Genomic DNA, 23,881 nt, shown 5'->3' with positions numbered 1-23,881 from the left:
CGGTTGTCACTTTTAGTGATGGCAGCGTAGTGTGAGACTATACGCCTAACTCAATGGTAAGTAAGTCTAAATGAATTGAACAAACGTTAAGGAAAACTTAACGCTTGTTTATAGGGCTACTTTTTCATCGATATAAATGTGGCTGGATATTGTTGTGCTGAGTACCGCTTCGTTAATGTTATTTAGCGACTCGCTATTTAACTTATTGCGATGTAGTTCACACCATTTAGTTAACCGCTATTTAGCGTAACGGCCCACGAAGTTCAGCAACGGCCTGGCGCAGTGTCTCGCAATTCGCATCTTTCGGTAAAATAGGCTCTCCAGCTTCTATCTCTAGCTTAGTCCAGAAACGAGTTGGTAAGCCTTTGCATGCTCTTCCTTTAAAACGACTGAAGTAACTTCCCCACAACCCTTTGAGCGCCATTGGAATAACGGATACAGGGGAACGTCTGAGAATTAACTCCATGCCACGCATGAATTCGGCGACTTCACCGTCTGAGGTAAGCTTTCCTTCAGGGAAAATACAGACGATGTGGCCTTCATGCAGCGCCTGTTCTACTGTTTTGAAAGCGTTACGCATTGAGTTTCGATTAGTCGATGAGATAGGAATAACCCCAGCTCGTTTCAAGAAACGTCGTAATGGCGGGAGCTTGGCATAGTCTTCTTCCATTACAAAATGAATCAAGCGCGGGCAAACGGCAGTAAGTAGCAATGCATCCATATAGCTCACATGGTTACAGACAATCAACGCTCCGCCTTTTTCAGGCAAATGATGCAAGTTCTTGTGCTTAACCCGATACATAGTATGAGTTACAACCCAAGTGAAAAAACGGAAAGCATAGATAGGCACCTGATAAAACAAGCAAAACATCACTAAAGTGTTCAAAAGCGCCAACAACATAAACAATTGCGGAATTGAAAGCTTAAGTACACTAAGGCAGATGATGCCCAGAATGGCGCTTCCCACCATGAACAATGAGTTGTAAATGTTGAGCCCTGCGATCACTTGCGCTCGCTCATTTGGTTTTGCTCGTAACTGCATTAAGGAATAAAGCGGAACGATAAATATACCACCAGAAATCCCAAGTAGTAGCAGATAAGCAAACAATGGCCATAGTTCGGAATGCGTTAGAAATTCGTGGAATGATCCGAACGGAGGCAAGGATTCAGGAATCGATATCGCCATCAATAGACCAAATACTGAAATACCTAGGCTGCCCATTGGCACGATACCAATTTCAATTCGGTGATTGGATAATTTGTCACAAGCCAGGGAGCCGATCGCAATGCCCACCGAAAATAGCGCCAGCAAAAACGCGACCGAGCTTTCGGTGCCGTTCAGATGCAGTTTTGTGAAGTTAGGGAATTGAGTTAGGTAAGCCGCACCAAGGAACCAGAACCAACTGATTGACATCAATGCTTGGAAAGTAGGGCGGTCTTTTTTGGCAATCGCGAGTGTGGCACGAGTTAATTTTACAGGTTGCCACTTCACTTTTAAGTCAGGCGCATTGCTTGGTGCTTCAGGAATAAAGCAACTTGATATGTACCCAAGAACTGCAAATGAAACAATGCACACCGCTGCAATAAGCTTCGCGCTCTCTTCTGACGCGATGATACCAGCGCCGAGAGTGCCAATCAGAATAGCTAAGAATGTACCTGTTTCAACTAAGGCATTACCGGAAACCAGTTCTTTTGTCTCTAACTGCTGTGGAAGCAGGGCATATTTCACTGGGCCAAAGAAAGCGCTTTGCGTTCCCATGAGAAACAATAGTAAAAGTAATATTCCGTAGCTTTCGTAGATAAATCCGACTGCACCCAGTGACATTATCACTACTTCAAGAAGCTTAACTTTACGGATAAACCAAGATTTTTCGTATTTATCAGCCAGTACACCGGCCAAAGCAGAAAATAGGAAGAAGGGCAAAATAAAAAGGCCAGCGGCCAAATTAATGAACAAATTACTGGAAATAGGAAGAGTGTCTATGCTCGCGAAAGCAACAAACAGCAAAAGAACATTTTTGAATATGTTGTCATTAAAGGCTCCCAGAAACTGGGTAATAAAATAGGGTAGGAACCTTTTTTGCGTTAACAGCGAAGATTGGCTGCTATTGTTCATTATCTTTCCTTGGATGATTACCAGTTGGTTAAGTAGTTTGAGATTAAGTTATTAATCAACTCTTTACCATCAATAGGCTCTGACGCGAAAAACTTGTCATCAACGCTGAGTAGAGTAATTCCGTGCACACCTGACCATAACACTCGGCTCGCTTTAACCACTTCGCTTTCTGTGTGCTCTGGAGCGATCGCAATAAGTAACTGTTCTAGCATACCGGTCATTCTATCGATTCGGTTTGATTGCCACTCAGGAAGGTTTTCGCCATTCATATTGTGTTCGAAGATAAGCTGCCAGCGGTGCGGGTGCTTTTGCGCGTAGTCGTGGTAACAGTAAGCAAGGTTAAACAACGCTTGTTTAGGATTGCTCGATTGTTCTACGACAGATGCGGACTCTAACGCGAGTTCGTCTAGAGTTTGGGCAACAACATGCAGAAGCAACAAGTTGTAGTTGCCGAACACATTAACCAGAGTACTAGGCACGTACCCAATCATATTGGCAATCTTTCGTAGACTTAACTCGTGGTAGGAGTGATCGGCTAAGAAGTCGGTCACTGTCTTTAAAGTTAATTGCACCAATTGTTCGCGAGTATGATCGTTTCTTCTTGCCATGAGTCTTTTCTAGTAAATGAACATCGTTCAATATTTTAATGCTGCCCCCGATTGCCGTCAATCCTTTCGCTAATTAAGTAACCAATTAATAGCCGCAATATTATGATACATGTGTAAACGCCGTGAATATTTCATTGTTCTTTGTTAACGAGTATGATTAAGGTGTCGAAAGATAAAGAAACCTATAAAGGATAATAATGAAACGATTTTTCTCACTAGTCGCGATCCTGTTGGTAACAGTCGCGGTGACGCCAATCGCGGAAGCGAAAAAGTTTGGTGGTGGTAAGTCATTTGGCAAAAGCTTTAAAACGGCTCCAGCACCAAAACAACAAAACACGAATTCGATCCGACAAGATCAAACGGGTAAGAACACAGCAGCTAACTCCAGCCGTAAAGGGCTTATGGGCGGTATGCTAGGTGGTTTACTTGCGGGTGGTCTATTAGCAGCATTCTTTGGTGGTGCATTTGAAGGTATCCAGTTCATGGATATTCTGATCATGGGTCTGATTGCTTTCCTTGCGTTCAAATTCCTACGCGGAATGTTGGGGGCGAAGCAGGGTTCCATGAATCAGCAGAATGGACGTGGCCAGCAGCCAGCATTCGGCGGCATGGGGCAAAACAAGTTTGAACAACCTGAGCAAAAGCCAAATGTTCATAACTTCGAGCAAGCACAACCTCAATCTCAAGGTGCGGCGGCTGGCTTCGGTTTTGGTTCACAAAGCGATGTTCCGCATAACTACCCACCGGGCTTTGATCAAGCGGCTTTCATCAATGGCTCTCGTGAGCACTACCGTACACTGCAAGGTGCATGGAACCACAACGAGCTGAATACGATTGAAGAGTATGTGTCTCCAAGCCTATTTGAAGACCTAAAATCTGAACGTGACAAGCTAGAAGGTGATCAGCACACAGACGTAATGTACGTTGATGCTGAAATCGTTCGTGCAGACCATGACGGCAGCAAAGCGCAGTTAAGCCTACAGTTTAGCGGTCGCTACCGTGACACTGCAGATGGCGTTGAAGAAGATATTACTGATATCTGGCACTTAGAACGTGACCTAACGACTGACAATGCGCCTTGGCTAATTGTTGGTATTCAAGGTTAATTCTGATATTTAGCGACAGCACTACGGTGTTGTCGTTTTCAGAAATTACGCTGATTAATAGAAAGCCCCTACTGAGAAATCAGTAGGGGCTTTTTTGTTTCGGGTGGTTTAAAACTATGACGGTATGAAACGCTAATACTTGGAAATCTAGTCACTTTGAATCATAAGGGCAACGAGTTAGGGTCTAATTTAAATCTTACAGAAGAAAACTTGTTGATTGTGCTAGATAACCTTTATTGACTTGAGCTAATAGGGTTGCCATCGCGAGAAATCTTATTGGATATCTCTTGTTATTGAAGTCGATTAATCTACATGTAGGGCTATTTTAATAGCGAAAGAGACTTTCAACTGAGATCACAATGTCCTTTGAACCCATACTAGAACATGAGATGACGCTTTGTCAGAAACAGAAAATCACTCAAAGTGTGAGGAACCAGTTTCTACAAATTGCTTAGGTTGTCCAGCTGACTTGGTTTATGAACGTCATCCTGATGTATGGAATGACTGATATTGGATTGAACCCTTGCTGAATTGCAGAAGAACAATCACAACAGTTTTGGGTCGGAGTTCAAAGCTTAGAGATATCGGGATTAACATATAAAGTTCAGAAACGAAAAAAGCCAACTCAATGAGTTGGCTTTTCGATTTTCCAATTAAGGATAGTATGGTGGAGGGAGACGGATTCGAACCATCGAAGGCAGTGCCGGCAGATTTACAGTCTGCTCCCTTTGGCCACTCGGGAACCCCTCCAGGGTGTGTCTTACTCTTCACAAAGTAAGCCTAAATTGATGTTTTCCCATAAGCCCATCAATCAGGTTGTTCTCTTAACTCTTAAAAAGAGGTAAGAAGAATATGGTGGAGGGAGACGGATTCGAACCATCGAAGGCAGTGCCGGCAGATTTACAGTCTGCTCCCTTTGGCCACTCGGGAACCCCTCCAGGGTGTGTCTTACTCTTCACAAAGTAAGCCTAAATTGATGTTTTCCCATAAGCCCATCAATCAGGTTGTTCTCTTAACTCTTAAAAAGAGGTAAGAAGAATATGGTGGAGGGAGACGGATTCGAACCATCGAAGGCAGTGCCGGCAGATTTACAGTCTGCTCCCTTTGGCCACTCGGGAACCCCTCCAGGGTGTGTCTTACTCTTCACAAAGTAAGCCTAAATTGATGTTTTCCCATAAGCCCATCAATCAGGTTGTTCTCTTAACTCTTAAAAAGAGGTAAGAAGAATATGGTGGAGGGAGACGGATTCGAACCATCGAAGGCAGTGCCGGCAGATTTACAGTCTGCTCCCTTTGGCCACTCGGGAACCCCTCCAGGGTGTGTCTTACTCTTCACAAAGTAAGCCTAAATTGATGTTTTCCCATAAGCCCATCAATCAGGTTGTTCTCTTAACTCTTAAAAAGAGGTAAGAAGAATATGGTGGAGGGAGACGGATTCGAACCATCGAAGGCAGTGCCGGCAGATTTACAGTCTGCTCCCTTTGGCCACTCGGGAACCCCTCCAGGGTGTGTCTTACTCTTCACAAAGTAAGCCTAAATTGATGTTTTCCCATAAGCCCATCAATCAGGTTGTTCTCTTAACTCTTAAAAAGAGGTAAGAAGAATATGGTGGAGGGAGACGGATTCGAACCATCGAAGGCAGTGCCGGCAGATTTACAGTCTGCTCCCTTTGGCCACTCGGGAACCCCTCCAGGGTGTGTCTTACTTTTCACAAAGTAAGCCTAAATTGATGTTTTCCCATAAGCCCATCAATCAGGTTGTTCTCTTAACTCTTATAAAGAGGTAAGAAGAATATGGTGGAGGGAGACGGATTCGAACCATCGAAGGCGGAGCCGGCAGATTTACAGTCTGCTCCCTTTGGCCACTCGGGAACCCCTCCAGGGTGTTTTTTCCTATCTCATAATGGATAGGCTAAAGAGATGTTTTTCCCAACGCATCTCTCAAGTGCGGAGCGCATCATAGCAAACACGTTAAACCTGTAAAGAGTTTTTCTTATGGTTTTGTGTTAAATGCTGCCTTTTTGGGCAAAGATGGCGAAAAGTATGCATATTGCTCGTGAAGTGAACACCTACGCTCAGGTTTACGTAGTGACAGGTAACACCTTGAGGTAACTGACTTTCTGTATTGTGTTTGGTTTGTGTTATTGGCGAAGAAACGTAAATGGAATTTAACCTAGATTTACACTTCTTGACGTTACAGCATTCATCAGTTGATAGAATACGGTTAATTTCATTTATAGATAATAATACCAATCGTAGTAAGTAACTTGTCATTCTAGCTTGTTAAAATGCTCGATAACTGCGTTAGAATTTTTGATTGTAGGATAACTACTTATCGAAAATTCTGCCTTGTTCTCAAGCCTTTTCCCTACGCTATTTCTGACCACTTACTCACTGTGATTGGTACAAACTTACTTGCAGACCATTATTATGAAGCATAAATCTGTTTTAACCCTGCTTAGCTTGTCGATTCTTATGGCGTCTCCAGCCGCACTCGCAAAACGCATGGGCCCAAGTACTGTTACTGTTGTTACTGAGCAGGTTGATATTCACCAAGTTAGTCAGTCTCTTTCTTTGGTCGGTAAGTTAGAAGCCGAACAATCTGTGATCATTACTTCTGAAGTGGCTGGTAGAGTTGACTCTATCAACATCAAAGCCAACCAAGACGTCACTAAAGGGCAGATGTTGGTTCAATTAGATGATGACAAAGCCAAGGCCGCGGTTGCAGAGGCTCAAGCGTACCTAAAAGACGAAAAACGTAAGCTAGCGGAGTTCCAACGACTAGTGAAACGTAATGCGATTACGCAAACTGAAATTGACGCTCAGAAAACCAACGTTGAAATTGCCAATGCACGTTTAGCTGCTGCGAATGCCAACCTTAAAGATCTACACATCAGCGCACCTTTCTCTGGCACTGTCGGTTTTATCGACTTTAGCCGCGGTAAAATGGTGACAGCAGGCACTGAACTCGTGACTTTAGATGACTTGTCTGTGATGCAGTTAGATCTTCAAATTCCTGAGCGCTACCTTTCTAAACTTTCTAAAGGCATGAAAGTAACGGCTCACACCAGTGCCTGGGGCGATACTCAGTTCACTGGCACAGTGGTAGGCATTGATTCTCGTATCAACGCTGAAACTTTGAACCTGCGAGTTCGAATTCATTTCGATAACAACAATGATTACCTAAAGCCGGGCATGCTAGTCGCGGCTGATATGGACTTCCCACCAGTAGAAGCACCGATTATTCCAGTCCAAGCCTTGGAGTACTCGGGCACTAAACGTTTTGTTTATGTGATTGGCGAAGATAACAAAGCAACCCGAACAGAGGTGTTCTTAGGTGCGCGTATCGATAACGAAGTCGTGATTGAGAAAGGCATCGAGATTGGTCAGAAGATCGTGGTGCAAGGTATCGTTAACATGCGTGACGGTGTTTTGGTTCAAGAGTTAGCCGTTAATCGCCCCGCTAAACTTGAGGGCGATACAGCTAACCTTGATGGAAATACAGCAGCACAAGAAGGTACGAACTAATGTTGTTATCTGATGTTTCTGTAAAGAGACCAGTAGCGGCTATCGTATTGAGCCTGCTTTTGGTTGTGTTTGGTATTGTCTCATTTAATAAACTTGCTGTTCGTGAGATGCCAGATATTGAAAGTCCAGTGGTGTCGATCAGTACTCGTTATGAGGGTGCGTCGGCCACTATCATTGAAAGCCAGATTACCTCCAATCTTGAAGACCAATTATCCGGTATCAGTGGCATCGATGAAATTGAATCCACGACGCGTAACGGCATGTCGCGTATCACTATTACCTTTGAGCTTGGTTACGACCTCAATACGGGGGTGAGTGATGTGCGTGATGCAGTGGCTCGTGCTCAGCGCTCATTGCCAGATGAAGCAGATGATCCGATTGTTTATAAGAACAACGGCAGTGGTGAAGCCTCGGTTTACATCAACTTAAGTTCAACAGAAATGGACCGAACTCAGTTAACCGATTACACAGAGCGTGTATTGATTGACCGCTTTAGTTTGATTTCTGGTGTGAGTTCGGTGGATATCTCTGGTGGCTTATACAAAGTAATGTATGTGAAGCTGAAACCAGCCCTAATGGCGGGTCGTGGCGTTACTGCTTCTGATATTACTACAGCGCTAAATAATGAGAACATTGAAAGCCCAGGTGGTGAAGTACGTAATGACGCGATCGTGATGTCGGTTCGTACTGCACGATCTTACACTGAAGCCAAAGATTTCGAATACCTAGTCGTAAAACGTGCGTCTGATAACACACCTATCTATTTGAAAGATGTGGCTGATGTGTACATTGGCGCAGAAAACGAAAACTCGACGTTTAAGAGTGACGGCATTGTTAACGTTAGTATGGGGATTGTGCCCCAGTCAGATGCGAACCCACTTGAGGTTGCTGACTTAGTCCATAAAGAAGTTGAGGCGATTCAGAAGTTCCTGCCTGATGGGACTCGTTTGGCTGTTGATTATGACTCAACGGTGTTTATCGACCGTTCGATCTCTGAGGTATATAGCACACTCTTTATTACGGGTGGTTTGGTTATCCTCGTGCTTTACGTCTTTATTGGCCAAGCTCGTGCGACACTTATTCCAGCGGTGACGGTTCCGGTATCTTTGATTTCGTCATTTATTGCCGCGTACTACTTCGGTTTCTCTATTAACCTGATTACCCTGATGGCACTTATCCTGTCGATTGGTCTAGTAGTAGATGACGCCATCGTGGTTGTCGAGAATATTTTCCATCACATCGAACGTGGAGAGTCGCCACTGCTTGCGGCCTATAAAGGGACGCGTGAAGTAGGTTTCGCGGTAATCGCAACTACGTTAGTGCTAGTGATGGTATTCCTACCAATTTCATTTATGGATGGCATGGTAGGTCTTCTGTTTACAGAGTTCTCAGTGTTACTCGCGATGTCGGTGATCTTCTCGTCGGTGGTGGCACTGACGCTAACACCAGTGTTAGGCAGTAAGATCCTAAAAGCGAATGTTAAGCCGAATCGTTTCAACCTATTTATCGAACGTGTGTTTGGCAAGTTAGAACTTGGCTATAAAGCGGTACTGCGTCGTGCTTTGAATTGGCGATGGGCTGCCCCTGTTATTATTCTCGCGTGTATGGGAGGTAGCTACGGTTTAATGCAACAAGTGCCTTCACAACTGACTCCGCAAGAAGACCGCGGTGTTATATTTGCATTTGTTCGTGGTGCCGATGCAACCAGTTACAACCGTATGTCTGCCAACATGGATATCGTCGAAGAACGCTTAATGCCGCTGCTTGGTCAAGGCTTCTTGAAGTCATTCAGCATCCAATCACCAGCGTTTGGTGGTAATGCGGGTGACCAAACGGGCTTCGTTATCATGATCCTGGAAGATTGGGACGAACGTGAAGAGACCGCTCAGGAAGCGTTGAACGAAGTTCGTAAATCTTTAAATGGCATTCCTGATGTACGTGTATTCCCGTTCATGCCGGGCTTCAAAGGTGGTTCAAGTGAGCCTGTGCAATTCGTACTGGGTGGCTCTGATTACTCTGAGCTTCAGAAATGGGGCGAACTGTTAAAGCAAGCGGCTGAAGATTCACCAATGATGGAAGGTGCGGACATCGATTACTCGGAGAAAACACCAGAGTTATTGGTAACCGTAGATAAGCAACGTGCAGCCGAGTTAGGCGTTAGCGTTTCGGATATTTCAGATACGTTAGAAATCATGCTTGGCGGGCGCAGCGAAACTACGTTCGTTGATCGTGGCGAAGAGTACGATGTTTACCTTCGTGGTGATGAAAACAGCTTTAACAATGCTAATGATTTAAGCCAAATCTATATGCGAACTCGGTCTGGTGAGCTAGTAACACTAGATACATTGACGCACATTGAAGAAGTCGCGTCGTCGATTCGTTTATCGCACTACAACAAGCAAAAATCGGTGACCATCAAAGCCAACCTAATGGAAGGTTACACACTGGGTGATGCACTGGATTTCCTTGACGAGCAAGCGATTGAGCAACTGCCAGGTGATATTTCGGTAAGCTACTCTGGCGAGTCAAAAGACTTCAAAGAGAACCAATCGAGTATCTTAGTGGTGTTTGCGCTAGCGATGTTGGTCGCGTACTTGGTATTGGCTGCGCAGTTTGAAAGCTTCATCAACCCGTTAGTCGTGATGTTCACGGTTCCTATGGGTATCTTCGGTGGCTTCTTAGGCTTAGTGTTGATGAGCCAAGGTCTTAACGTGTACAGCCAAATCGGTATGATCATGTTGATCGGCATGGTAACCAAAAACGGTATTTTGATTGTGGAGTTTGCTAACCAACTTCGTGACCGTGGCATTGAGTTTGAAAAGGCGATCATTGATGCTTCGGCTCGACGTTTACGTCCAATCTTGATGACGGCGTTTACGACGCTAGCCGGTGCGATTCCATTGATTACCTCGACAGGTGCTGGCTATGAAAGCCGAGTCGCTGTGGGTACGGTTATCTTCTTTGGTATGGGCTTTGCGACCTTAGTTACTCTGTTCGTTATCCCTGCGATGTATCGACTGGTTTCGGGTACGACGCGTTCACCTGGCCATGTGGAAGCGGTTCTAAATAAAGAGCTGAGCCATGACAACGTGGGTAGAAGCTCTCACGGCTAATGAACACGCACGGCTAATGAACATGGAATAGTGTAACAATATTGAAAAGCCTGCGTTTGCTCCTAGCGAATTGCAGGCTTTTTTACAGCCAACATATCTAATAAGTTGTTGTGAGGGAGTAATAGTCACTCCCTTTTTAATTGAACTTATTAGATTGTTAGTCTAATCTAAAATTAGATTGATTTTGAAGAGGCTGTTATGGATCACTATTACCATCTCACTGCAACAAGTAAAGAGATAGAGATTGGGGATGTTGAAGAAGATATCTCAGGAGGTAAGCCTGATTTCTCTATTCACAAACCTATGCGTTTCGATGGTGTGAAATTACTGTTTACCTCAGAGGGTGAGCCTGAGTTTTATGCTAACGCTTATATCCTGAGTCGTCGTATCGTTGAAGGTATAAAGAACACTGAGCCTACCTCTTATGCTTTACTTCGTTTCTTTAGGTTTCTAGGGAAGAACAATCTCAACTGGAATGACGAAAATCAAGAGCTTGAACGTTATCCCATCTATCTGTTCCGAGCTTACTTAAATAAGCAAATTGACAGCGGCAATATGAGGCGCAGTGTAGGTTCAACAACCTTGTCCGTGACTAGAAGATTCTATGTGTTTTGTCTGCGACATGGTTATGTTGAAAACCTCCCTTTTGAAGTAACGGGTTACACCAAATATGGTCAGATGCTTACAGACATAACCATTACCAGCCCGAAGCAGGAAACCACGTTAACACCAATGAATGATATGGATATTCAGCATATAAGAGACAACTGGCATCGTGCAGGGGTGTCTGGTGAGTTTAGGTTACTCGTTGCAACTGCTATCAATTCAGGGTTAAGAGCAATAGAGGTTGCTGACTTAAAACCTCGCCATGTGAAAGTGCCGAAGGGGTTTAGGGGTAAAACGTTCACCAACATTAAGATTGGTAATTCTCACGGCTGCCGAACCAAGGGTGGTAAAAATCGAGTGATTTCAATGCCAGTGTGGCTAATGAAGCAGTTATCTAAATACTGTGAGAGTGAGCGATATAAGGAACGTGCTAGGTTGTATTTTTACAATACAGGTGATGAAGATGCCCCTATTTTCATCACTAAAGAAGGCAATAGATTTAAAGAAGAAAACGAAAAATCAAACTCAATCGACGCCCTCTGGAGTAAATTGCGAAATGCGATAAAAGAGAACAGTAATCCGCATTTTGACCATATTTTTCATGATACAAGAGTCACTTTTCTCGCCAATAAATTTGAGCTTTTGGTTAACATGGATGACATCACAACCTCCCAAGCATTGAAGTTACTCAAAGATGAAGCGGGTCATAAAGACTTAAGTGTCACCATGCACTATCTAACGCATTGGGAAGGAAATCCAACTAAGAATCAAGTGCCTGAATTAATGATGAACTTACTGGATGAGGATGGCATTTTATGACCGATAACATAGATGTTAACAAGCCAGAAAATGCTCGCATTTATCGCTCTATCCCAACGGATGAAATGCAATCGGACAACCCGTTAGCAACGATTCATCAATGGAAGTTTGTGTGGAAAAATGGCCACGGCACGAATACTACCTGTGATTTTAAAGAATTACTGCAATACAGCACCAAGAAGCATGTTCGTTTCCTTATCTCCAAGTTTGACCAGTCTGGATGGGCTGAGTCTGGGAAAGTAGCGTATTTTAGAGATATAAGAGCGATATTGTCACACGCCTTTAATGAGAAGAAAGGAAAGCAAAAGGTTGAGTTATCCGCTGAATCCGCCAGTGCCCACATTCAAGCGCAGTGGCTTTCAATAAGAACAACAGGTGTCGGCTTGCATGGCAAACCTAAAAAGGCCAAAACCCTCGGGTGGGAGGCATCGAAATACAGCTCGATGCTCAAGAAATTCGGTTTGGGCGTGATTCCCAAGGCACTTCGAAACCTTGACACTAACTCTGCTTCTCTTGATTCGAACAACTACACCAAAAAAGAGTTAAAGAAAATAGGTCGCGCTCTTCTATCCGATAGAAAAGCGCTCAATAAGTGTTATCTGGACGAATCTATTAGCGATTCTCAAAGAAGGTTGGCGTTTGATAGCTTAATAAATAATGCCGTATTTCTATACATCTATTACACGGCGGCAGGTCTGACAGAGGCTCTAAATACCTTTGTGTTAGAAGATGAATGGAAAGTCGATAACATCGGTGGAAACCGCATCTCCGTTAAGGGCTTGAAAACTCGTGGTTACAAAGAAGAAACACGTTCATTTACCCCAAGGGCTGCATCAAAAACCTTTTTTGAAGAACACATTCAATTATCAAAACTTAACGCAGAAGATTTAAAGTTGGATAAACATTACTTGTTTGTTCGCAGAAGCGGTGAAAAACCGAGCTCCATGGGCTTGTATCGATACGCTAAAGGATTGATAGAGCGCTCTACAACGTTAAAGTTGGCCGTATCGAACAACCCAAACTTTAAGCTTGGTTTCGAGCGGTTAAAGTCCTCGATTAAGCAGTATGCAGAGAGTCAATACGGTCGGACGGGAGCAATGGAAAGCTCACGTAACCAATCAGAAAGCACTTGGAATAATTCGAGATATGGCAAGAACTCGAAGGCCATCGCAAGGAGAGAGCTGGCGGTAGGCGGGGCGACATTATACGCTTATGCGCAGAACCCGACAGGTGGCGCTACGGTCGCTATTGCAAAGACAAAGGCTAAATATTGTGAGGTTTTATCCGTTGAAGAGGCTGATGCACTTAGAACAGCCTCTAAGCACACTGTTGATGATATATCCAATGGTGGTATCTGTAAGGGCGAGGACACACCTCAGAAACGTGAATTCCAAAAGACGAATGTGGATGCAGGGTTGCTAGAAGAAGACGATGTAAAGGATTTGGGATGTGGATATGTCATTAAATGCTTTATGTGTCGTAACTTCGCCGTTGTCGATGAGGTTCATGATATTTGGCGTTTTCTTTCCTTTGAACTGAGGTTCAAAGAGGCGTTAATCGCTCATAATGATTTAACGCATTTCATTAAAAACTTCAGTGAGGTTCAATCTTCCATCGTAGAAATCAAAAAACGCTTTAAAAAACGCAACCTAAAGGCAGCAGAAGCCTATCTCAAACGTCAAGGGTGTCACCCTTTGTGGGATGAAGATTCCATTTCAGATGTCTTTAAGGGGTAACTATGTTCAGTATTAGTCACGACCACGCTTTGTTTGATAAGTATTCGTTACCAACCACTACAGACTACCCTGTGCCGACGAACCGTACCGTGGTAAGTGTAAACAAAGATGGTAGCCCAGTCTCTTACTTTGAGGATGATGCTTGGGATTTCAATGATTTATTTAATACCACAAAGGCATCTGAGTCAGAGTACAAACTAGCGTTTCAAAGTGCCAAGCATAACCCCAAACTACTTATTGAACTTAAACAAAGAATGTATTGGTTAATATGGGGAGGTAAAGGGGCGTTATTGAACGTTGAAGGAGCTGATACTTTTCGTAAAATTGAGAGCTTAAGGCTAGTACAGCATTGTACTGAACACACATTAAGAATGTTTTTTGACACAAGTATTGACTCTTTTGGCTACTTGAACAATGAAATTGTTTTTTCGCAATTGGTCGAATCACTGAAAGGCCAAGCAGAGAAAACAATTGCAAATAAGCTAGATGCCTTGAGTGTCTTTACACAAGTTAATCAGTATTTTCCAGAATCTCATCGCTTTCAAATCCCATATCAAGAGGGGCAAACAGCCAGAAGTCTAGCAAAGAAAATTGCTGGCTCTGGCAAAGGGCACCACCCCACAGTAATTCCAGTGATTTATGAGCAGTATTTATCTCGTATCATTAATGACGTGGAATCAGCGTATACAGAGTTCTTAAATGGCCGTGATTTTGATGGTGATGTTGAGTGTGAATACAACGTATTGGTGGCAAGTATTGATAGTGGCGCTGAAATAAAAGCGCTATATCAGGAGATGACAACTGGCGTTGATATTAAAGAAAAGGCTCAACTCAACAAGCTCTCAGAAAATGAACTCGTTAATGATTTTATGGAAAAAGCAAAGGATGGGGTTGAAGCGATTTATCGCAATCAAGCGCATCGCTCGGTACTAGAAGCTTATAAGAAAGAGAATCCGTTGTTGGACGTAAAGGAATATGCCAAAAGCAATGGCATTACAGAACGGCAGGCAGTGAATGCGTTTAACGTTATTCGAGGCGCATGTTTTGGGGCGTGTTCAGCATTTACAGGCATGAGAAACAGTGAACTAACACAAATTGACAGTACCTCATACCAAGAGGTCGATATTGATGGCATAACACTGTGTACGATGCGGTCATGGACGAATAAGCTAGAAAAACTGGCGCGTGAGGATACGTGGGCGTGTGCACCAATTTGTGAAAAAGCATTGTTGGTGTTATCTGTACTCAATGACCACTATCGCTCAGAATCGGGGGATATTCACCTCGCGCCTCGGTTTACATTTGATGGCTTAGGTGGCAGAGGTGACAATATAAAGCGCCAGCAAAAAGATGCAGTATTAAACACTGTTAACATTAGGGGTCTATGGGCGCTTTATAGCAAATACATTGATATTCGTTATATTCCAGATGAAATGGATGAACTGTATAACCTATTAAATTCTGTCGTGCCAAAGAGATATTACCCTATCAAAGAGAATGGTAGTGGAGAATTGTACTGGCACGTTTCAACTCACTCATTAAGACGAACATTTGCCCATTTTGCTGTTGGGCATGGTTTGGTATCACTCGCATCATTAAAACATCAGTTCAAGCACATTAATCTATCTATGACTGCCATTTATGCCAGTCATTCAGAAGTTTTGACGCTCATGGGCATACAAAAACCAGCAGAAATCAAGAAGCAGATTGAAGAGCAATATAATGCACAACATCATGATTACATGAAGGATATTATTGAGCACCCTGAGGAGCAGTCAGGTGGATACATACAATCCTTTGAGGGTGATGGAGTAAAAAGTTCTGCTGAGTTTAATGAACTGGTCAGTAAGACAAAAGGCGCAAATAAATCAACAGGTTTTGGTACTTGCTTCGCAGGAGACTCGTGCAGTATGAATCACTTATTTGAGTCTTCTAAGTGTGTAGGTCGAGATTGTGAAAACCTCAATGTCAATAAAAGAGAAGCTGAGAATTGGGTTAGAAGACGTGAGGGCTGTATAGCTAAAATTGAAAAGATGAAAGAGATGAATTTGTTTAATAAAAGCTCTTTAGCCACTCAGCTTAATGACATTAGGGCGGCTGAAAAGGTGATGTCAGATCACGGCATTGAATTTGATAAATATAGAGTAGAGGTATAAGCATGGCAGCGGTAGCTGTAAAGCTAGAGAACGCTTTTAAAGCACTTTTGAAGGAAGGGAAAAAGATTAGTCCGTTCGCTGTCGAAAAACGTGCGGGTGTGGCTAACGGCTCTTTGAAGAATCATGCTGAGTTGTTGGGGAGGGTGCTTGAAGAAAAAGAAAAGTACCTTTCAGATCCAAAGAAAGTAGGTGTGGTTAAGGCGAAGGAAAATAAGTCAAAAGCTCAGGTTTCAAAGGATAAATATCAGGAAGTGTTGAAGCAAAACGAAAGGCTCAAAACTAAGAATGAGCAGTTAGAGTCGGAGCATGTTGTCATGGCAGATAAGGTGGCCCAAATGACTTGGGAGTTACATCGCTACAAAACCAAAACTAGAAAAAATTCGACGAGCGTGAAGAATTTGAAGGTGTAATCAAAAGCCTGAAATGGCAAATGTCGACGGACAATAAATTTTGCTAAGTTTTAATAAAGTCTGATCTGTTTTGAGTAATGTCAGGTCTGGAGGAGTGAATTAGCTAACACGCTTCTGCCCCATTGTGAGCCAGAGAGGGATTGAACTCAGTTTCAAACCCTGCAACTTGCCTTACTTTTCCTCATGCCTAGAGATCCAACAATGTAGCTAAATTTTCTAATCCACAACAAACTCTATGGGCGTAGGTGAAACGGCTTTACGGCGATGGGTCGACCAACTCAAAGTTGAGCGAGGTGGGATGACTCCAACGGCTAAAGCCCTCACGCCTGAGCAAAAGAAAATCCAAGAGTTAGAAGCCCGGATTAACCGGCTAGAACGAGAAAAATCCATATTAAAAAAGGCCACCGCTCTCTTAATGTCGGACGAACTCGAACGTTCTCGTTAATAGACAAGTTGAGGGAGCATGAATCGGTCAAAATGCTTTGCGAACTGTTCAACGTAGCTTCGTCTTGTTACTACGAGTTTAAGCAACGCAAGCCGGATGCCAGTCGCATTCGTCTAGCTAGCCAAATTAAAGAACTCTTCAACATGAGTCGAGGCTCTGCTGGCAGCCGTACTCTTGTCTCGATGCTGAGCGAAGAAGGCATAAAAGCCGGACGATTCAAGGTTCGCCAGATAATGCGTGAAGCTGATTTAATGAGTAAACAGCCAGGTTCGCATCGATATAGACATGCAAAAGTAGAAAGGCCAGATATTCCAAATCTACTGAAGCGTGAGTTTTCTGTCAGTACTCCGAATCGTGTTTGGTGTGGCGATATTACTTATATTTGGTCAGGTTCGAAGTGGACCTATTTAGCGGTAGTGCTTGACCTATTTAGCCGACGCGTTGTGGGGTGGTCTTTATCCGATAAGCCCGATACTGAATTAGTATCTAAAGCTTTGGAGATGGCCTGGGAGCAACGAGGATGTCCGAAGAACGTGATGTTCCATTCAGATCAAGGCTGCCAATATAGCAGCCGTAAATATCGCCAAAGACTTTGGCGATATCGTATAACTCAAAGCATGAGTCGTCGTGGTAATTGTTGGGACAAAGCTCCCATGGAGCGGCTATTTAGAAGCTTGAAAACCGAGTGGATACCAGCAACAGGTTACCTGACACAAGCTCAAGCTAAGAAAGACATCAGCCATTACCTGATGAGTTACTATAATCGGCAACGGCCTCATCAAGCAAATGATGGGCTGTCGCCAGTAAATGCCGAAAATCGGCTTAAGTCAGTGTCCGGAATTTGTTGACCACTACATCAATAAGGAGAATGGCATTGACGAAATCAGAAGAGACGTGACAACAAAAGAAACAGAAAATGGGTTAACTTACTTATAAGATTACTATCGTAACCTTATCTTGGTCTCGCTCGCCTTGAGAAAAACCTCACGGCGCTGTGCCCTTCAAACCTAATCGTACAATTTACTTAATAAAGTGGTTTCGGGCTTGTTCAACACTCGGGATTCAGTGTTGGCTACACAACACATTAATCCTTATTTGTTATACGAATTCATCACCATAGCTTAATCGGACCTGCTCTTGCATGCACTCATGAGTAAGAGGAACCTTATACTGCATATTTCGGAGCATTCCGATCAGTCATTTCGGGATTATCCGATCACCCATTTCGGTTTAAACCGATCACTGATTCCGCGATTATCCGATCACTTTTAGTCAAACTCCGAAATCGGTGATCGGAATAGCGAAAACCGCGATCGTAATGGCCGAAATCCTTCCTTTTTCTCTTTTAAATCAATAGCTCGCTATTCTTTACTTCTTAAACAAGAAGGAAAGGAAGCGACAATGGCCAAAAAGAGAACTCCAATGAACAAAATCAAAGAGGTATTACGCCTTAAATACGACTGCGGTCTCTCAAATCGTGGTATCGCTTCTTGCCTTAAACTCGGCCCGTCCACCGTATCAGAACTCCTTACTCGCTTTAAACAAAGCCAACTTGGTTGGCCTCTACCCGACAGTTGCAGCGATGCAGATCTCACACAGACGCTGTATCACGGCAAGAAAGTCAGTCGAGATAAAGTTATGCCAGACTTCACTCAATACGCAGTCGAACTCAGGCGTAAAGGTATGACAAAGATGCTGCTCTGGCAGGAGTATCATGAGCAATATCAAGAGCAAGCTTACGCTTACACTCAGTTCTGCGAGCACTTCACTCGTTGGTTCAAAACCCAAAAACGCAGCATGCGCCAGCTTCATGTTGCAGGTGATAAACTGTTTATCGATTACTGTGGGCCTCGGCTTCAGGTGGTCAACCCTGACACAGGCGAAGTGCGCGAAGCGGAGGTGTTCGTCGCGACTTTAGGCGCGTCCAATTACACTTATGTTGAAGCCTTCCCCAGCCAAGGGAAGCCCTACTGGTTAGAGGCGCATGCGAATGCGTTCGAACACTTCGGTGGCGTACCACAACTCTTAGTTCCCGATAACCTACGCAGCGCAGTCACCAAAGCCAATCGTTATGAGCCGAGACTGAACGACAGCTATCAAAAGCTGGCTAATCACTATCAAACAGCCGTGATGCCTGCTCGCCCCTACAAACCGAAAGACAAAGCCAAGGCAGAGAATGCCGTGCTCCTAGTAGAACGCTGGATCATGATGCGGTTGCGACACCAAGCCTTCCACACTTTTAAAGAGTTGAATCTCGCCATCCGTGAACTCATGAATGAGTTAAATCAGCGTGAGATGAAACAGTATGGCGCCAGCCGCCAAGCGCTGTTCGATAAACTCGACAAACCTGCATTAAAGCCACTGCCTAGGCAGCGTTACCTGTATACCGAAACTAAACGAGCCAAAGTTGGCCCTGACTATCACATCGAATATCGCCGTCATTACTACTCGGTTCCCCATCAACTTGTTGGTCACCATGTCGAGTTGGAAGCCTCTAATCGCCTGGTGCAGATCTACCATCAAGGTAACTTGGTGGCCCAGCATCCACGTAGCCAAAGAGAGCGAGGAAACAGCACCCAACCAGAGCACATGCCAAGCAACCATCAACATCAGAAGTGGTCGCCAGGGCGCTTGCTTAGCTGGGGAGCCAATATCGGCCCAGCCACACGAGAAGTCGTCAATAAGATGCTGAACTCCAAGCCTCATCCAGAGCAGTCTTATCGTTCCTGCCTTGGCTTGCTCAGCCTCAGTAAAACCTATGGCGAATCGCGCCTAGAGCAAGCCTGTAAAGATGCGCTGATGCTGACAAAATCCAATTACACCTTCATCAGCAATTTGTTGAAAAACAATCGTGAAGGACAACTGAGTAAAGACAACACGAGTACGCCAAATCTTGTTCATAGCAATGTTCGTGGCCCGAACAGTTATCACTAGGAGAAAGGATATGAATGCACTGAACGACCAACTCAAAACCCTACGCTTGAGCCATGTAGCGAAAGCATTAGAGCAGCAGCAAGAGCAACTGACCACCTACGCAGAACTGGACTTCGAGGAAAGGCTAAGCCTACTTCTGGAAAGCGAGATCTTGAATCGCAATCAGAGCAAAATCCAACGCTTAAAACGACAAGCCAAGCTGAGAGTAGATGCGCAGCCGAGCCAACTCATCTATAAGGAGGGACGAAACCTCAATCGTAAACAGATGAGCGAACTTCTGACGGGCAGTTATCTATACAAACACCAGAACATCTTGGTTACAGGCCCAACAGGCGCAGGCAAAACGTATCTTGCCTGCGCACTGGCAACCAGCGCCTGTGACCAACAACAAACGGTTAAGTACTACCGATTAACTCGCTTGCTTGACGACCTGACCGCTGGTCGTCTGGATGGTAGCTATCAAAAGCAACTCCAATCGCTGGCTAAGAAAACCTTACTGATCCTCGACGACTGGGGGATGGAAAAACTCACTCAAGAGCATGCGGGTCACTTATTAGAAGTGCTGGAAGAGCGTTATCAAAACAGCAGCACAATCGTCATCAGCCAGTTACCTGTAAGGGAGTGGTACAACATGATCGGCAACGCCACCGTCGCGGACGCGCTAATGGATCGGTTAGTACACAATAGTCATAGAATAGAACTGGGAGGTGAGTCAATGAGAAAACTGGCGCAATCCGATCACTTAGAGTAAAAATAAGAAGAGAGAAAAACGGTAGGATCAGGTGATCGGAATAAACCGAAACGAGCGATCGCAATCACCGAAATACGCATATACTTTAATGCCTCCGATAAATTTAATAAAAACAAAAAATTAACAATTTAAAGTCAGGCTCATTATCTAGATCACGATGGGATACATCGATCTCTACTTTCGCATCAATAAGAATGATAATTCATCTTAATTTAGTTAGTTAACCAAATATGACGAATTATTGGTTCCATCTCTTGTGGTTTTTATTAAACTAAATTAATTAGGTGATTCTAATAATTTGCTACCATGTATAAGCTATAATTTATACCTAGAAGGTTTAATATGGATAATGAATTATTTTTATTCATAAACATTTAAATTTTCAATATTTCTGAACTACCATCAGGATTAAACTCATCTTTTAGTTCAGTCCATTGATACATAGTTATATTTACCTCCAAATCAAAATTCGTCTAACGCCTGCTTCTTGCGAATCCCCTCATAATTAGGCGTAAAACAATGAGGTAGACGCGCATCGCCGTCTTTGAGCTAATGAATATCGCTAAACACACATTTCGAACAAGTGGACTAACAATGCGCGACACTCAGATCCCACAGAAAACCAAAAAAACCAATGCTCGCCCGTTCACAAAAAAACGCGTTAATTCTCTGATGCTTGCTACGAGAAGTGTACTTGATGGCTCAGACTTAACGCTGACTAAACTAGGTCAAAAATTGGAAATCAATACCACGGTAAAGCATACGATTAGACGCATTGATACACTGCTTGGAAATTATCAGAAATAAAATAAAAACCTTATCTATCAATGATATGAAAAGAAATATCAGGGATCCACCCATGCCCTGTGCTCCTTTTTGATTGGTCTGATGTTCGTGAACAACTTCGTTATATGACTTTAAGAGCATCCGTTGTACTTGATGGTCGAGCCACCACAATCTTTGAACAAGTTTTTGAATATGGCCAATACAACGCACCTAAAAGTCCCCATACATTCCTCGATAAATTTCAGAGTATTTTGCCGAATAAAACCAGTCCGCTCATCGTTTCTGATGCGGTTTTTGAAATACTTGGTTCCGCCAAGTTCAAGAGAAAGGTTGGTTTTGGTTAAGTCGTGTCCGAGGTGAAAGATCAAATTAGATATGCACGTAGGGCATTAAATAAAAAGGTTATTTGGAAGTGGGGTCAAAAATGAAAAATAACATTTCATAGCAAGAGGCTTTTTATTTATTTGAATCATATTTAAATGGAAATATGAGTTACGTAGTGAATGAGTTCTGCGATTTATCCCAATAATACAGTGTTAAAGCTATTGTTTTAATCACTTAATTGTGGATGTCTTACAAAGAAATCCCATTTTTAAAAAATATCCACTTTCTTCGAAATAAAAATATTTGAATTGCCGATTTATTAAGAGCATAGTCCGGCAAACCATTAGAGCATAAGCTCTAACATTTAAGTGGGGCGATAATATATATTATGAAAAATACAGCTAAACTAACTTTACTTACTGCTTCTATCACTGCAATCCTTTCTGCTCCTGCAATGGCGACAAATGCCGACGATATCGGCGGAATTAATTTCAAACTTGATCAAACAAATCAACGTATTGAAGGCGTTAACAATAACGCAAATCTAGGAATCAATACGGTTTCTAGCCATCTAAAAGTAACAAATGCTCAGGTCGCTTCAAATCAGCACCTTTTAAATTCTGTTGAAAATGGCGTTAAGTCCAATACAAATAACATTTATCATTTAGAACAACAGATTCACGTAAATGAAAGCGCAATTTACAGCCAAATGGACGACAACAAAGCGGCTAGTAATCAATTAACCATGCATGCTTTGCAAATGTCAGCGCAGAATCGGCAAGATAATGCAGATCAGCAAAAAACGATTGACGAGAATCACGCACGTTTATCAAATCAAGAAATGACGATCAACGATCAAAGTGGAAGAATTCACACAGCCGAACAAGATAGTCAGCATGCATTGGGCGCAATTGCTACGATGGATAAATCCATCACGGCTATTAACGACCACACAGCAAAAGCCGAAGCTTCTATCCAAGCATTCGCTAGCCGCACAACTGATAGCATCAAAGCAAACACACAGATCGGACTGGACGCACAAGTAGCTGCGGCTAGTGCTCAATCTACAGCAAGCAAAAACACAAGTGGCATTGTTAACAATGCAAAAGATATCGAAGGCAATACTCAGATTGGTTTAGATGCTCAAGTGGCTGCAGTAAATGCTCAATCTTCAGCAAGCAAAAACTCAAGTGACATTGCTTTGGCTAATGAGCACACTGCACAAGCCGAAGCTTCGATCCAATCTTTTGCGGGTCGCGCAACTGATAGCATCAATTCAAATACAGCCGCGATTACCGCTGCTAACGACCACACTGCAAAAGCTGAGGCTTCGATCCAAGCATTCGCTGGCCGTGCCACTGATAGCATTAATTCAAACTCAACTGCTATTGCTGATAACACACAGATCGGACTAGACGCACAAGTAGCTGCGGTAAACGCTCAATCTACAGCAAGCAAAAACACAAGTGACATTGCTAACAATGCAAAAGATATCGAAGGCAATACTCAGATTGGTTTAGATGCTCAAGTGGCTGCAGCAAATGCTCAATCTTCAGCAAGCAAAAACTCAAGTGATATTGCTATCAATGCAGAAGGTATTGCACAGAACGAATCAAAAACTGAAGTTAACGCGGAAAGCAATCAGCTCACTCGTAATGAGGCGGCTCAAGTAATCACTGCAAACGCTCATGCGATTCAGTCTAACTACGATGATATCTATGCGGTTCGTGGGCAAACTCGCTCTAACACAACTCAGATTGCGAACAACGCTCAAGATATTCACCAGAACCGTGTTGATATCAACAAAAACACGGCTGACATTAAAGATCTGCGTTCTGATTTAGAAGAGCAAGCTAAACAAACAGCTGGTATTGGTGCAATGGCAATGGCTACATCTAACTTAGTAATGCCTTACTCAGTTGGCAAGTTCTCTGTTACTGCAGGCGCGGGTAACTACGATAGCGAATCAGCAATCGCAGTTGGTTCTGGTTACCGCTTCGATGATCATCTAACAGTTCGAGCTAACGCAGCTTACGAAACTGGTTCAGAGAACGTTGGCATTGGGGCTGGTGTTGGTTACGAATTCTAAGAATTCTCGGTAAGGAACTGGACTGCTTTTGGGTAGCCCTTTTTCTTGTCTATAGGTGTGCAAAAATAGGTTGTGTCGCAAAGTTATGGGGGATACAAACATACTGATTTTCAGATGCAATTAGGCAGTTAGTGCGTACAACTGCTTCCAGCAAGATAACCCTTAAGGGTTGTCGAGCTGACCATATTTAATTATCGACCACAGTTCCACTCCTGCAAGAGTGGAACTGGCTCCCTCATCAGATCTCCATCCCAGACACTGGGTCATGACTAAAAAATCTTCACGCAGCAATAACTAAGATTGTAGATATTAAGGTTAAAAGCTCTCTTGGTTAAGTGTATGTCCTTTCTAATGAG

At 43.4% G+C, this 23,881-nt stretch carries 14 protein-coding genes, 7 tRNA genes and 1 pseudogene; 13 read left to right on the top strand and 9 right to left on the bottom strand.

Translation table 11 applies throughout. From position 1 onward, the window contains the following. Positions 1–241 precede the first annotated feature (241 nt). Both OCV36_RS11260 and OCV36_RS11255 read right to left on the bottom strand, forming a co-directional pair. The gene (locus OCV36_RS11260) at positions 242–2,116 is read right to left on the bottom strand and encodes an MFS transporter (protein ID WP_135458013.1); all 1,875 of its coding nucleotides are present in this window, start codon (positions 2,114–2,116) and stop codon (positions 242–244) included. Positions 2,117–2,133: 17 nt separating this feature from the next. Beyond that, positions 2,134–2,724 carry a TetR/AcrR family transcriptional regulator gene (locus tag OCV36_RS11255; RefSeq protein WP_017073566.1) on the bottom strand — a complete coding sequence of 197 codons (591 nt, stop codon included), beginning with the start codon at positions 2,722–2,724 and terminating at the stop codon, positions 2,134–2,136. Positions 2,725–2,921: 197 nt separating this feature from the next. Here OCV36_RS11255 and OCV36_RS11250 point away from each other — a divergent pair, with 197 nt between their 5' ends. Beyond that, positions 2,922–3,830, top strand: a complete 909-nt coding sequence (locus OCV36_RS11250) for a TIM44-like domain-containing protein (protein WP_135458015.1) — start codon at positions 2,922–2,924, stop codon at positions 3,828–3,830. Positions 3,831–4,495: 665 nt separating this feature from the next. Here OCV36_RS11250 and OCV36_RS11245 read toward each other — a convergent pair. The 7 genes from OCV36_RS11245 to OCV36_RS11215 all read right to left on the bottom strand — a co-directional run bounded on the left by OCV36_RS11245 (position 4,496) and on the right by OCV36_RS11215 (position 5,708). Beyond that, positions 4,496–4,580, bottom strand: a tRNA-Tyr gene (locus tag OCV36_RS11245). Positions 4,581–4,683: 103 nt separating this feature from the next. Further along, a tRNA-Tyr gene (locus OCV36_RS11240) sits at positions 4,684–4,768 on the bottom strand. 103 nt (positions 4,769–4,871) lie between these two features. Next, positions 4,872–4,956 (bottom strand) — tRNA-Tyr (locus tag OCV36_RS11235). A 103-nt stretch (positions 4,957–5,059) separates the two neighbouring features. Next, positions 5,060–5,144, bottom strand: a tRNA-Tyr gene (locus tag OCV36_RS11230). 103 nt (positions 5,145–5,247) lie between these two features. Then, positions 5,248–5,332, bottom strand: a tRNA-Tyr gene (locus OCV36_RS11225). A gap of 103 nt (positions 5,333–5,435) precedes the next feature. After that, positions 5,436–5,520: transfer RNA gene (locus OCV36_RS11220), tRNA-Tyr, on the bottom strand. Between the two features lie 103 nt (positions 5,521–5,623). After that, positions 5,624–5,708, bottom strand: a tRNA-Tyr gene (locus OCV36_RS11215). A gap of 550 nt (positions 5,709–6,258) precedes the next feature. Here OCV36_RS11215 and OCV36_RS11210 point away from each other — a divergent pair. The 12 genes and pseudogenes from OCV36_RS11210 (at position 6,259) to OCV36_RS11155 (ending at position 23,525) form a co-directional block, all read left to right on the top strand. Further along, positions 6,259–7,356 carry an efflux RND transporter periplasmic adaptor subunit gene (locus OCV36_RS11210; RefSeq protein ID WP_135458017.1) on the top strand — a complete coding sequence of 366 codons (1,098 nt, stop codon included), beginning with the start codon at positions 6,259–6,261 and terminating at the stop codon, positions 7,354–7,356. Next, positions 7,356–10,469 (top strand): vibriobactin export RND transporter permease subunit VexH, encoded by a 3,114-nt coding sequence (gene vexH / locus OCV36_RS11205; protein WP_054546784.1) that lies wholly within the window; start codon positions 7,356–7,358, stop codon positions 10,467–10,469. The genes OCV36_RS11210 and vexH overlap by 1 nt, the downstream gene beginning before the upstream one ends. Positions 10,470–10,667: 198 nt before the next feature. After that, on the top strand, positions 10,668–11,894 hold the full coding sequence (locus OCV36_RS11200; protein WP_123284582.1) for a tyrosine-type recombinase/integrase: 1,227 nt from the start codon (positions 10,668–10,670) through the stop codon (positions 11,892–11,894). Positions 11,895–11,959: 65 nt separating this feature from the next. Next, positions 11,960–13,630: a hypothetical protein gene (locus OCV36_RS11195; protein ID WP_261887523.1), complete on the top strand. Its 1,671-nt coding sequence runs from the start codon at positions 11,960–11,962 to the stop codon at positions 13,628–13,630. Between the two features lie 2 nt (positions 13,631–13,632). Continuing rightward, complete coding sequence (locus OCV36_RS11190; RefSeq protein WP_123284584.1) at positions 13,633–15,786, top strand: site-specific integrase; 2,154 nt, start codon at positions 13,633–13,635, stop codon at positions 15,784–15,786. Positions 15,787–15,788: 2 nt separating this feature from the next. Then, positions 15,789–16,196, top strand: coding sequence for a hypothetical protein (locus tag OCV36_RS11185; protein ID WP_123284585.1), 408 nt, complete (start codon positions 15,789–15,791; stop codon positions 16,194–16,196). A gap of 226 nt (positions 16,197–16,422) precedes the next feature. Next, positions 16,423–17,489 (top strand): annotated as a pseudogene (locus OCV36_RS11180) (IS3 family transposase); the annotation flags it as partial. Positions 17,490–18,042: 553 nt separating this feature from the next. After that, positions 18,043–19,575 (top strand): IS21 family transposase, encoded by a 1,533-nt coding sequence (gene istA / locus OCV36_RS11175; RefSeq protein WP_135459315.1) that lies wholly within the window; start codon positions 18,043–18,045, stop codon positions 19,573–19,575. A gap of 10 nt (positions 19,576–19,585) precedes the next feature. Then, on the top strand, positions 19,586–20,326 hold the full coding sequence (gene istB / locus OCV36_RS11170) for an IS21-like element ISVch3 family helper ATPase IstB (RefSeq protein WP_135459317.1): 741 nt from the start codon (positions 19,586–19,588) through the stop codon (positions 20,324–20,326). A gap of 594 nt (positions 20,327–20,920) precedes the next feature. Continuing rightward, positions 20,921–21,133, top strand: a complete 213-nt coding sequence (locus OCV36_RS11165) for a hypothetical protein (RefSeq protein ID WP_135458998.1) — start codon at positions 20,921–20,923, stop codon at positions 21,131–21,133. 59 nt (positions 21,134–21,192) lie between these two features. After that, on the top strand, positions 21,193–21,456 hold the full coding sequence (locus tag OCV36_RS11160) for a hypothetical protein (RefSeq protein WP_135458996.1): 264 nt from the start codon (positions 21,193–21,195) through the stop codon (positions 21,454–21,456). A gap of 368 nt (positions 21,457–21,824) precedes the next feature. Next, entirely contained in the window at positions 21,825–23,525 is a 1,701-nt protein-coding gene (locus tag OCV36_RS11155) for a YadA-like family protein (RefSeq protein ID WP_135458994.1), read from the top strand. Positions 23,526–23,881: the final 356 nt, after the last annotated feature.

It is taken from the genome of Vibrio echinoideorum, assembly GCF_024347455.1.
Classification (GTDB): Bacteria; Pseudomonadota; Gammaproteobacteria; order Enterobacterales; family Vibrionaceae; genus Vibrio; species Vibrio echinoideorum.
This window is presented reverse-complemented; position numbering and strand designations above follow the sequence as displayed.